Here is an 11,609-nt window from a genome sequence, read left to right as displayed (position 1 = left end):
TACCTTTAGCCATCGAGCATCGGGGCGGCAAGGATACCTTCAGTGACCAGATCGGTGGCCAATGCCGCCATGTCTTCGTCGAGCGTACCCTTGTCGACCTCGAATTCCTCGCAGAGCAGGCTGACGATCTGGTCGAGACTGCGCGCGCCGTCGACCTTGCCAAGAAACGCTTCGGTCGTGCCGTTGCACGTGTAGAGCTGGCCACTGCGCGCCAAAAGCACCACGGCGCCGTCGCCAACATGCTGGACCGAGGCGTCGTCGGCCAGCCGCAGAATCGTTCCAGAGGCAATTTCCACCGCACACCCCGAGCCATGCCAGATGGCGGAAAATAGCTTGACCGTGGGATGCTGTCTATTGGCCGCCCAACTGTCGCCTGGTATCGTCCGGCTCCATGTTGTGACTGTGGCAAATCGATATCGCGCCGCCGGCAGATCGCGGCCAGTAATCGCCCCAGAAATGGCCTCCCATGCGGCACCACGAGCCGCGAAGTGTCTGGGCAGGGCCGTTGCTTTTCTTCCCCAGAGTAAGGTAAGGACTCTCCGGGTGTCGGGAGAGGCAGCGTATGCGTTACAATTGGGAACGGGCTCCGACGAGCTTCGAACGTCACGGAAAGGCCTTGGCGACGGCCATTTTGATCTTCGGCGGCATCGGCCTCATGTTTATGGCTTTGCCGATCTGATTTCTCGACGCGCAAGTTGGCGGGTCCGGTGAAGCCGGAGCTTCTGCCAATCCCGCGGTCAACGCGCCTGGCCGGTCACGGCAATGAAGCGGCGGTCGCGCCCCTCGAAGCCCTGGCTGAACCGCTGCACCAGCACGACTATGACGGCCGGCTTGCCGCCCGGCTTGAATTCGTAGACTTCCGAGAGGCCATATGACGTCGGGCAGTTTCTCGAACCGGGCACGGTCTTGTCCTCATGCAGGATCTTGAACGGTTTGCCGTCCTGGCCTTGCAGCGTCAGTCGGAAACCGAGCGCCTTGCCCGATGTGTCGCCTTGCTGGGTGTTGTCGAAACTCGCCGAACAGTCGCTCGTGCTGGCTGCCGCCATCTGATCGAGCTGGATGGTCGAGATGCCGAGTTCGTCATAGCTCGGCGCAAGCCATGTCTGCGAAACCTGCTCAAGACGGGAAATGTCGTTGTAGGCAACCATCTCGCCGGGAAAGGTGAATTTGTCGAAAGCCGTCCGTTGGCCGGGCGATGCGATGGCATATCTTGCGAGCAAAGGCGCCGCCTTGGCGGCTGCCTGCGCCCTCGCCTGATCGAGGGTAAGCGTCGCCTCCTCGGATTCATCGATCACCAGGATCGACTTGCCGCCGACAAACGCGTCGATACGCGTGTCGATGATATCGATCTGCGAATAACCGGAAGCGGAAGCGCCGGCATCGAGCGTGCCGTATTGCTCGAAGGCAAAGTAATTGCCGTCGGGCGAGAAGCCGATGACGCGCCTTGCCGCCGCATCGCCGGCCCAGGCGGATCCGGCGGAGACCGCCAGCGCGACGCCCAGCATCAACGCAAAGCGCGACTTCGCCATGCCCCACCACGGATGCCGCATTCTCTCATCCCCCGCTGCCTCGACCGCAGGCCACGATGCCGCACCTTTGCGGCCAACACCAGACCGGCTCAGACGAATTGAGGGAAGACATCGCCGGAAAAAACAGCATAGGCTATTGCCAAAGACGGCAAATCGTTCCTGGGGAGGATGCGGATGGCTTCACGCTACCACGAGGTTTATGACGGCTGGAGGCGCGACCCGGAAAAATTCTGGGCTGACGCGGCCGGCGCCATCGACTGGTACTCGCCCCATGACAAGGTTTTCGATGCCAGCGCCGGCGTCTATGGCCGCTGGTTTACAGGCGCCACCTGCAACACCTGCTACAATGCCATCGACCGCCATGTCGCGGGCGGCCGCGCCGACCAGATCGCGCTGATCCATGACAGCGCCATCACCGGAACGGTCAAGAAATTCACCTATGCCGAGTTGAAGCGCGAGGTGGTGGCGCTGACCTCGGTGCTGAAGAACCGCGGCATCGCCAAGGGCGATCGCGTCATCATCTACATGCCGATGGTGGCGGAAGCGGCCATCGCCATGCTCGCCTGCGCCCGCATCGGCGCCGTGCACTCGGTCGTCTTCGGCGGCTTTGCGTCGCATGAACTTGCCACCCGCATCGACGATGCCAGGCCGAAGCTGATCATTTCCGCATCCTGTGGCCTGGAGCCGGGCCGTATCGTCGCCTACAAGCCGCTGCTCGACAGAGCGATCGAAATGTCCCACCACAGGCCGGACGCCTGCCTCATCCTGCAACGCGACCAGCTGCGCTGCGAATTGAAGGACCATTTCGACATCGACTACGCCGACGCCGTCGCGCGCGAGCGAGCGGCCGGCGCCAATGTCGACTGCGTGCCGGTGCTCGCCACCGATCCGCTCTACATCATCTACACATCGGGCACGACCGGCCAACCCAAGGGCATCGTGCGCGACAATGGCGGCCACATGGTCGCGTTGAAATGGACGATGGACAACGAGTTCGGCGTCAAGCCGGGCGAGGTGTTCTGGGCGGCATCCGACGTCGGCTGGGTGGTCGGCCATTCCTACATCGTCTACGGGCCGCTGCTGCATGGCTGCACTAGCGTCATGTTCGAAGGCAAGCCGGTCGGCACGCCCGACGCCGGCACTTACTGGCGGGTGATAGCGGAGCACGGCGTCGTCGCGCTGTTCACCGCGCCGACGGCGTTTCGGGCGATCAAGGGACAGGACCCGAAGGGCGAGTTCATTCCCAAATACGATCTGTCGAAATTCCGCACACTGTTCCTCGCCGGCGAGCGCGCCGATACGGAAACCATCAAATGGGCGGAGCAGAAGCTCAATGTGCCGGTGGTCGACCATTGGTGGCAGACCGAGACCGGATCGCCGATGACGATCAACCCCGCAGGCCTCGGCCTGCTACCGGTGAAGTACGGCTCGCCGGGCATGCCCATGCCCGGCTATGACATTCGCATTCTTGACGATGCCGGCCATGAAGTGAAGCGCGGCACGCTGGGCAATGTCGTGGTCAAGCTGCCGCTGCCGGCCGGCTGCCTGCCGACATTGTGGAATGCCGACCAACGGTTTCGCCAAGCCTATCTCGACGAGTTCCCCGGCTTCTACAAGACCGCGGATGCCGGCATGGTCGATGAGGACGGCTATCTCTATGTGATGGCCCGCACCGACGACATCATCAATGTCGCCGGGCACCGGCTGTCGACCGGTGCGATGGAGGAAGTGCTCGCCGCCCATCCCGATGTCGCCGAATGCGCCGTCATCGGCGTCGCCGATGCGATGAAGGGCCAGGTTCCGCTCGGCTTCGTGGTGCTGAACGCAGGCGTGGCACGCGAGACCGGTCTCATCGAGAGCGAAGTGGTCGGCCTGGTGCGCGAACGGATCGGCCCGGTCGCCGCCTTCAAGACGGTGGTGACGATCAAGCGCCTGCCCAAGACGCGGTCGGGCAAGATCCTGCGCGGCACGATGCAGAAGATCGCCGACAAGGAGGACTGGACGATGCCGGCGACCATCGACGATCCGGTCATTCTGGACGAGATCGCCGCGGCGCTGAAGGAGCGCGGGTTCGGGGTGTAGATCGTCTAGGCCAGCTCCGACGGAACGCGATTGCCTCTGCACGGCGCCCAATCTTTTGTTGTGCGATGCAGCAATCCATCTTAAAGTTCTTGTGGGGGGCCATCCGGCGGCACGGTATGGCTCAGCAAAAAACTACGTTTGGCGGCGTCGACATCCTGCGGTTTCTCGCCGCCGTACTCGTCATGGTCTATCACTACGGCTTCTGGGTGTGGGCCTATCCGGACGGCCTCTCGGCGCAAGCCACGGGCGGGGTTCCGGCGCAACCGGCAATAGGCGCCTGGGTCGAATCCGGCTGGATTGGCGTCCAGATCTTCTTTGTCATCAGCGGTTTCGTCATCGCCTTCAGCGCCGAGAAATCGACGCCGTTGCGATTTTTCGAGGCACGGGTCAAAAGGCTGGCGCCGGCGGTCTGGATCTGCGCGCCGGTCACCGCGGTGCTGTTGCTGGTGATCGGTGTCAGCTGGCCGACCGATGCGGTGATCAGGCTCGTGCGCACCGCCCTGTTCGATCCCTATGGTCCGTGGGTGGACAGCGTCTACTGGACGCTCGGCATCGAGATCGCCTTCTATGCCGTCGTGTGGGTTCTGCTGCGGCTCGGCCGCTTCCATCTGATGGAGGCTGTCGCCATCGCTATCGGCGTGGTCAGCACGCTGTTCTGGTGCCTCTACTATCCGCTCGGCTGGTCCGACTTCGCCGAGACGCGCTGGCTGCAGCTCACTCTGGTGCACCATGGCTGCTTCTTCGCCGTCGGCGTCCTGCTCTGGCTGATGCGGTTCAAGGCGGTGACAGTCTCGCGCCTGGCCTTCTGCCTGCTGTTCCTGGGCGGCGGCGTACTGCAGATCGCCAGTTCGGTCGACGTCCGCAGCATCAAGGTCGATGCCGTGATGCCCTATGCGCCGCCAATCCTCATCTTCCTGGTCGCCATCGCCTTGATGGCCTGGTCGCTGCGGCTCGACCTCAGCTGGAGCGGCTGGCGCCGGATCGGCCTGATGACCTATCCGCTCTATCTGATCCACGACGTCATCGGCGCGGCGATGCTCGGGGCCATGGTGCGCGCCGGGCTGCCATATATCCTGTCGGTGGCGACGGTCGGCGCTACCATGATCGCGGCAAGCTGGCTGGTCGCGACCGAAGCCGAACCGCGCATCCGGCTGCTGCTCGACCACACCATTTTCCGCTACCGCCTGAAGGCGGCGTAGAGAGCGGGCGCATGGAGCGGGATTCACTTGAATCGAACCCGTTATCCCGCCTATCCGTTTGTTTTAGCCGCGTTTTTGCGACGCCAAGCGATCCGCTTGGCTGCCAAACGCGCCAAAGCGGTTCGCTCACTTCCACGGAAGCGCCGAACCGCTCTATCTCCTGTTCTACGCAGTTCCGGACGGAAAACCGTTTCACACCTTTCCTGGAACTGCTCAACCGGGCGTCTACTCTCAAGGCGGCGCGTGGCCGCGCCATTCCAGCCGCCATGAGGCGGCCGGCTTGTCCAAGACGGCTATCGGTCTAAACCGTTGCCTTGCTGCGCACTTCCGACTTGTCGAGATAGTAGGTGGAATATTTGTCGAAGAATTTCTCCGACGCCCCGAACGATCCGTATTTGGCCAGCTTCTTCAGATCGACCTTGTTGAGGACCGTCCCGACGATCTTGTTGGCGACGTAGGGTTCGGATTCCAGCATCGACCTGACCATAGCGCGCGGCGTGCGGCCCCATTCGGTGACCAGCACAAAGCCATCGACGAGCGGCGCGAAGGCCTTGGCGTCGACCACCGGGCCAAGCGGCGGCAGATCGACGACGATGTATTCGAAAGTCTCCTTGGCGTTCTCGATGAAGCGCCGCATTCCGGCAGAGGAGAGAAGCTCGCTGGTATGCGAGAAGTGCCCGCGCAACACGGCCGGGATGATCGCCAGCTTGGTCTGCCTGTCGATCTTGCCGACGGACTGCCAGGTCTGGCCGCTCACCACCGCTTCCATCAGGCCTTGCTCGGCTTCCATGCCGAGCCCGCGGCTGAGGCCCGGGTTGCGCAGGTCGCCGTCGATCAACAGCGTCTTGGCGCCATTGGCGGCAAGCAGTCCGGCGAGATTGGCCGCGACCGTCGACTTGCCTTCGCCGGGAAGGACCGAAATCACGCCGATGACCCGGCTGCCTTGCCCTTCCATGACGACATCGAAGGCGATCTTGGCGCTGCGCAGCGTTTCGGAGAACATCGATGCCGGAGCGTCGATGCTCACCCTCATCCGCGCGCGCCTTTCGAAGGCGGCCGGGGATTTGGCGATCTTGGGGTCCAGCTGACCGTCGGCCGGCTTGTCTTCCTTGGCGGCGGCCTTGCTGCCGATGGTCGGCAGGTAGCCCAGGAATTTGAGGCCGACGCGGTCGCGCACATCCTCGCCGGTCCTGAAGAAACGCTCGTTGAATTCGTTGAGGCCGCCGAAGCCGGCGCCCATCAGCACGCCGAGCACGAGCGAAAGTCCAAGCACGATGATCGTACGCGGGCTTGAGGCGGAGAGCGGCGTCGAGGCGTCCGAGATGATGCGGATCTTGCCGACCGGGAAGGATTGCTGCTGCGCGGCTTCCTCGTAGCGGCCGAGGAATGTCTGATAAAGCGTGGTCAGCGCCGTCGCCTTCTGGTCGAGATCGCGCAACTTGACCTGAGACTGGTTGTCGATGGAACTCTTGCCCTGGGCCGCCGCGACATTGGCCCTGAGCGCGGTCTCGCGCGCCAGCGCCACCTCATACTCGTTGCGATAGCTCTCGGTCAGCTGCTTCAGCTCGCCGAAGATCTGCGTCGATATGTCGGCCTTCTCCTTGGCAAGGGCCACGGCCTGCGGATGCTGGGCGCCGAAATTCGCCTCGACATCCTGCTGCCGCTTGGCGACCGTGAGATAGCGGGTCTTGAGCGTGGCGATGACCGAGCTGCTCGGCTGGTCGCTCGATATTGCGGCATCCCTGAACGCGTTGTCGGAGCCGCTGTCGACGATGGATTTGTACTGCTGGTAGCGGGCGCCGGCGCGGGCGGTATCGGCCTGCGCGACGATGAGCTGGGCGTTGAGGTCCGCCAGTTGTTTGTCGCTCATCAGCTGGCCGTCGCTGTTGGCGGCCAGGCCGTGTTCGGCCCTGAATTTCTCGACCGCGAGCGACGCCGCCTGCGAGCTCTCGCGCAGTTCCGTCAACCTGCCCTGCAGCCAGACCGCGGCGCGCTCGGTGGCGTCGAAGCTGGCATCGAGCTGATCGGCGAGATAGGCGTCGGCATAGGCCTTGGTGATCGCGGTCGCCAATCCCGGATCCGTCGCCTGATAGCCGAGTGCTATGACATAGCTTCGTCCGACGCGGTCCGCCCGTATTTCGCTCTGCAGCTTGAGAATGGCGTAGTCGCGGCGAGACGTGGCGATCAGTGCATCGCGGGCAGCGGGGTCGAGCTTGCTGACGTCGCCAAGACCCGCCATGGGAGGGCTGGGGCGGACATATTGGATGAGGCCGCGGACCAGGCCGACGCCCTGCGCCAGGGCCGAGACGGGGGGATTCATGAAACTGTCGTTCTGGTCGAGCTTGAGCTTGTCCACGACTACGGCGGCAAGCCGCGTCGAGGTGAGGATCTCGATCTGGCTCAGGATGGCGGAATCGGTCTGCATGGTCGTCGACGCCGCCGAGATATCATCGACGATCTTGTTCAGGCCCTCGTCGATCAGCACGCTGGCGACCGACTGGTATTTGGGCGGCGTGGTCTGGAGATAGAGCACGCCCAGGAAAAGACCGATGACCGCGCACACGGCAACCACCTTGGCCTGCCGTGCGGCCATGCCAAGCAGCCGCTCGACATCGATGAAGTCTTCGCCGTTTCCTGCATCCGAATTCGGCAATGGCATCCTCTTGTCGAGAGGAAAGTTGGCATAATTCATCTTCGGTCCAATTCCAGAGCCCGTTCCATCCCGATCGTCGGGATGGGCTCTATCTCAGTGTTTCAGCATGATCTTTTCCGAACCCGCGGCTCACCGGGATCATGCCTTGACTTGCAGGCGCCTCGAAGATCGGGAGCATTGCCAAACGCAACGCAAGCTCCATGACACAGCGGGAGGCCTGCCGGCCCCCACACCGTCAGCGTTCGGAGAATGCTCCCGAAAAAAGGGCATTATGCGGCTTCTTCCTGGCGTTCATGCGACCGGACGAACTCCCGGAGCATCTCGAAAATCGGGCCCTTCATGTCGTCGCGCGCCAGCGCGAAGGCGACATTGGCCTGGATGAAGCCTTCCTTCGAGCCGCAGTCGAACATGCGGCCGTTGAAAGGTTGGGCGAAGAACGGCTGATCCTTCGACAGGCGGACCATGGCGTCCGTCAGCTGGATCTCGTTGCCGGCGCCGCGCTGCTGATTGCCCAGAAGCGCGAAGATCTCCGGCTGGAGGATGTAGCGGCCGTTGATGTAGAAGTTCGACGGCGCGTTCGAAGGCGCCGGCTTTTCGACCATGGCCGTCACCTCGAAGCCGCTGCCGATATCGGTGCCGCGGCCAACGATGCCGTACTTGCTGGTTTCGGTCGGATCGCAGCGCTCGACGGCGATGACGTTGCCGCCGGTGCGGTTATAAAGGTCGACGGTTTCGGCGAGACATCCGCGCCCGCCGAACGAGACCATGTCCGGCAGCAAGAGGGCGAAGGGCTCGTTGCCGATGACCTCGCGCGCGCACCAGACGGCATGGCCAAGGCCTTGCGGCGATTGCTGGCGGATGAAGCTGGTGGCGCCGGCAACCGGCAGCAGGCTTTCCAGCGATTGCAATTGCGCCTTCTTGCCGCTCTGCTCCAGGGTTCCGATCAGCTCCGGATGAAGGTCGAAATAGTCCTCGATGACCGCCTTGTTGCGGCCGGTGACGAATACGATGTGCTCGATGCCGGCTTCGAAAGCTTCGTCGACCGCATATTGCACGACTGGCCTGTCGACCACGGGAAGCATTTCCTTCGGCATCGACTTGGTCGCCGGCAGGAACCGTGTCCCAAGCCCCGCCACCGGTATCACGGCCTTCCTGATTTTCTTCATCGCAAATTCCTTCTGAGGAGATCGACTTCAGTCCATTCACAGGCCACGAAAATTCCCTCCATGCACCTGCATCTTCACCTCCCCGCCCCAACGGCAAACTGTGCCGCTACTCTTCGCAACCGCACGGCGATCGGCATGCCCATATGCCTGACCGCCGCCGGGTCGCTGAGCGCCGTCCGGATCGCCTTGAGCGGGGACCGCGCCTTGATGTGCTGAACCATGGACAGGAATGAGGCCGCCTTGCGCAGGCTGCGGCCGCGCCGGGCGAACGCGGCTTGGGCCGCCTCATCCATCCGATGGGTTTGAGCGAATATGGCGTCCGCCTTGCGCATCGCCTCGACATGGTGAAGCTCGAGCACGCGGGAGATGGAGCCGCTGCGGATATGATAGGCATAGCCGATTTCCGGCTCGACCACGCATTTGCCGCCCTTGGCCAAGGCATTGGCGAGCAGGATGTAGTCCTCGCCGATGATCAGATCCTCATCATAGCGAAGCCGGTTCTCGTCCAGGAAGCGGCGCTGGAAGATCGGCTTGAGATAGCCGAGATTGAACTTCGATTCGAAGACGACGTTGCCGGCGATGTAGGTGGCCAGCGAGATTTCGCGCAGGGCTTTCAGATATCGCCGCGGGAACATTGCGTCCTCGACGACGCCGTCCTCGCGCACGACCTGGAGGTTGTCGACGGCGATCTCGGCGCCCGCTCCTTCGGCGCGGGCGATCATTGCGGCGATGCGGCCGGGAAAGACGGCATCGTCGGAATCGAGAACCGCGATCCATCTGCCGCGGGCGTGATCGAGGCCCGCGTTGCGGGCGCCGCCGGGACCACGATTCTTTTCCAAGGCGACGACGCGCACGATATCCCCGCAATAGGCCCGCGCCACATCGAGCGTCGCGTCGCGGGACTTGTCGTCGACGACGACGATCTCGACGCTGACATCTTTCTGGGCGATGGCGCTCGCGATCGCCCGGTCAAGCGTTGCCTCGGCATTGTAGGCGGCGATCACAAAGGAAACATCGGGGACGAAGGAGACATCAGGCTGCACGCTTGCCTCCTTCCTGCGGCGAAGGCTGGCCGTACAGCCGGATTTCGCGGATGCCGACGAGGCCGCTGACGACGCCGACATGCATGATGCCGCGCAGTACGCTGCGGTTCCTGCGCACCGGGCTGGCGACAAGCGCAATCGCGGCGGCGAATGAATAGGCCGCCTTTGCCGCGGCAAGGCCGACCTGTTTGACCAGGCCGATGCCGCTGGCGTCGCGCCCCAGAAGGTGGCCATGGGTCTGCCCGACGCGGAAACGGCGGCGGCCGAGCCAGTCGAACGCGGCCCTGGCGGGCGGCACCACCTCGTCGACCCAGGCTTCCTTGGAAAAGGCGATCCGGCCGCCGGCCTTGACCATCTGGTCGAAGAACTCGGTGTCCTCGCCGCCGGTCTGGCCACGCGCCAGGCTGAAGCGGCGGCCACGCAGGCTGTCGGATCCCATGCCAAGCAGGACGTTGCAGGTGTAGCCGGTGCGGATTTCGCCGCGTACCCAGACCGGCAAGGTCGAGTGGAAATCGCCGCGGCGCATCCAGTCCGGCGCATCCGGGCGATAGCGCGCCCGCACCGGGCCAAGCACGGCGGCAGCGCCGCTCGTTTGCATCGTCGCCACCAGTTCCGCCAACCAGCGGGAGGTGGCGGTCTCGTCGTCGTCGATGAAGGCGACGAAATCCGCCTCGCTGGCATCGAGGCAGGCGTTACGGGCGATCGAGATATTGCGCGCCGGGCAATGCCGGTAGCGGATCGGCAATGCCAGTTCCCGCGACAGCGCCGTCACCAATTGCCTGGCGCTTGGCGTATCGTCGTTGTCGGCGACAATGACGGCGACGTCGAATCCTTCAGGCATTTCCATCGCGGCAAGCGAACGCAGCGTGTCGGCCAGTTCCGGCCGCCGGAACGTGCAGACGCCTATGTCGATGCTGCGGTTCTTGCCGGAAACCCCCATCACGCCACACCTCGCCGCGAGCCGAGACCGAGCAGCTGTAGCCAAAAGCCGACGGACCAGGCGAAATGCATGACCATCGCCGAAACGCCGGCAAGCGCGATATCGGCATTGCGTTGGCTTATCGCCGTCCACAGGCCGTAGCCGAGGCACACCGACGCCCATAGCAGCAACGGCACCGCCGCCAGCCAGTGTACGAAGGAGAACGCCGCCAGAAGAACCACAGGGAACACCAAGAGCGGCACCATCTGCCGGACCTTGGGAACGACGCGGTGCTTCAGCACATTCTTGGCGCGGCCGCGGCCATAGCCGAGATACTGGAAATAAAGGCCGCTGAGCGAGGCGCGCGGATAATAGACCATCTGCGTCCTGCCGCTCATCCAGATCCTGTGGCCGGCCTCCCTCAGCCGGTAGTCGAGCTCGGCATCCTCGTTGTGGCTGAAGCTCTCGTCATAGCCGCCGACGGCCTGGAAGGCTGATATCCGCATCAATGCGTGGTGGCCGTGGTCAACCCATTCTCCGGCGGAGAGGTGGCGGTGCTTGGAGCCGCCGGTGCCGAGTTTGGAATTCTGCGCCGCCGCGACCGCCTTCTGCACGGCGCCGCTGCCGCTGGTCAGCATCGAAACCACGACCGAATCGGCCCCGGTGGCCAGCGCCTCCTCGACCAGCCGGTCGCAATAGTCGTCGGGATAGCCGCCATGGGCATCGATGCGGATCAGATACTCGGCGCCGTCGCCGAATTCGGCCACCGCGAGATTGATCGCCGCGCTCTGAATGCGCTTTTCATTGTGAAGCAGGATGATGCGCGGGTCCTTCTTCAGGCGCTCGCCGACGATGGTCAGCGTGCTGTCGATGCTGCCGCCGTCGGCAACGACGATGCGGGCGTCAAGCCTTGCCGCCGCCGGGCAGAGCTGATCGAGCAGCACACCGATATGAGCCGCCTCGTTCAGGCAGGGGATCACGATCAGGCTGGAGGGAAGCGCTTGCGTCATCGGGCGAT

General features: G+C 63.6%; 9 protein-coding genes. 2 read left to right on the top strand and 7 right to left on the bottom strand.

Annotation, left to right across the window (positions count from 1 at the left end; translation table 11 throughout):
- Positions 1 to 5: 5 nt before the first annotated feature.
- The gene (locus NKI49_RS04310; RefSeq protein ID WP_352600108.1) at positions 6 to 296 is read right to left on the bottom strand and encodes a PqqD family protein; all 291 of its coding nucleotides are present in this window, start codon (positions 294 to 296) and stop codon (positions 6 to 8) included.
- A gap of 441 nt (positions 297 to 737) precedes the next feature.
- Positions 738 to 1,550 carry a DUF2259 domain-containing protein gene (locus NKI49_RS04305; RefSeq protein ID WP_352600106.1) on the bottom strand — a complete coding sequence of 271 codons (813 nt, stop codon included), beginning with the start codon at positions 1,548 to 1,550 and terminating at the stop codon, positions 738 to 740.
- A gap of 153 nt (positions 1,551 to 1,703) precedes the next feature.
- Between NKI49_RS04305 and NKI49_RS04300 the strand changes: the two genes are divergently transcribed.
- Positions 1,704 to 3,611: a propionyl-CoA synthetase gene (locus tag NKI49_RS04300; protein WP_352600104.1), complete on the top strand. Its 1,908-nt coding sequence runs from the start codon at positions 1,704 to 1,706 to the stop codon at positions 3,609 to 3,611.
- Positions 3,612 to 3,727: 116 nt separating this feature from the next.
- The gene (locus NKI49_RS04295) at positions 3,728 to 4,810 is read left to right on the top strand and encodes an acyltransferase family protein (protein WP_352600102.1); all 1,083 of its coding nucleotides are present in this window, start codon (positions 3,728 to 3,730) and stop codon (positions 4,808 to 4,810) included.
- 301 nt (positions 4,811 to 5,111) lie between these two features.
- On the opposite strand, the gene NKI49_RS04290 is transcribed toward NKI49_RS04295, so the two are convergent.
- From NKI49_RS04290 to NKI49_RS04270, 5 genes are all read right to left on the bottom strand, one after another.
- Entirely contained in the window at positions 5,112 to 7,502 is a 2,391-nt protein-coding gene (locus tag NKI49_RS04290; RefSeq protein WP_352600100.1) for a polysaccharide biosynthesis tyrosine autokinase, read from the bottom strand.
- A 230-nt stretch (positions 7,503 to 7,732) separates the two neighbouring features.
- Complete coding sequence (locus NKI49_RS04285) at positions 7,733 to 8,629, bottom strand: UTP--glucose-1-phosphate uridylyltransferase (protein WP_352600098.1); 897 nt, start codon at positions 8,627 to 8,629, stop codon at positions 7,733 to 7,735.
- Positions 8,630 to 8,703: 74 nt separating this feature from the next.
- Positions 8,704 to 9,672 carry a glycosyltransferase family 2 protein gene (locus tag NKI49_RS04280; protein ID WP_352600096.1) on the bottom strand — a complete coding sequence of 323 codons (969 nt, stop codon included), beginning with the start codon at positions 9,670 to 9,672 and terminating at the stop codon, positions 8,704 to 8,706.
- Positions 9,662 to 10,612: a glycosyltransferase family 2 protein gene (locus NKI49_RS04275; RefSeq protein WP_352600160.1), complete on the bottom strand. Its 951-nt coding sequence runs from the start codon at positions 10,610 to 10,612 to the stop codon at positions 9,662 to 9,664. Before NKI49_RS04275 ends, NKI49_RS04280 begins: the two co-directional genes overlap by 11 nt.
- Positions 10,612 to 11,601 carry a glycosyltransferase family 2 protein gene (locus NKI49_RS04270; protein WP_352600094.1) on the bottom strand — a complete coding sequence of 330 codons (990 nt, stop codon included), beginning with the start codon at positions 11,599 to 11,601 and terminating at the stop codon, positions 10,612 to 10,614. The genes NKI49_RS04275 and NKI49_RS04270 overlap by 1 nt, the downstream gene beginning before the upstream one ends.
- Positions 11,602 to 11,609 lie beyond the last annotated feature (8 nt).

Origin of the sequence: Mesorhizobium sp. M0587 (assembly GCF_040320945.1) — a bacterium.
In the GTDB taxonomy this organism is placed as follows: Bacteria; Pseudomonadota; Alphaproteobacteria; order Rhizobiales; family Rhizobiaceae; genus Mesorhizobium.
Note: the sequence above shows the minus strand (reverse complement) of the source record. Positions and strands in the feature narration are given on the sequence as shown.

Coding starts and splice junctions, on each gene's coding strand:
- NKI49_RS04305 (WP_352600106.1), bottom strand. CDS start 1,550: ATGCGGCATCCGTGGTGGGGCATGGCGAAGTCGCGCTTTGCGTTGATG.
- NKI49_RS04300 (WP_352600104.1), top strand. CDS start 1,704: ATGGCTTCACGCTACCACGAGGTTTATGACGGCTGGAGGCGCGACCCG.
- NKI49_RS04295 (WP_352600102.1), top strand. CDS start 3,728: ATGGCTCAGCAAAAAACTACGTTTGGCGGCGTCGACATCCTGCGGTTT.
- NKI49_RS04290 (WP_352600100.1), bottom strand. CDS start 7,502: ATGAATTATGCCAACTTTCCTCTCGACAAGAGGATGCCATTGCCGAAT.
- NKI49_RS04285 (WP_352600098.1), bottom strand. CDS start 8,629: ATGAAGAAAATCAGGAAGGCCGTGATACCGGTGGCGGGGCTTGGGACA.
- NKI49_RS04275 (WP_352600160.1), bottom strand. CDS start 10,612: ATGGGGGTTTCCGGCAAGAACCGCAGCATCGACATAGGCGTCTGCACG.
- NKI49_RS04270 (WP_352600094.1), bottom strand. CDS start 11,601: ATGACGCAAGCGCTTCCCTCCAGCCTGATCGTGATCCCCTGCCTGAAC.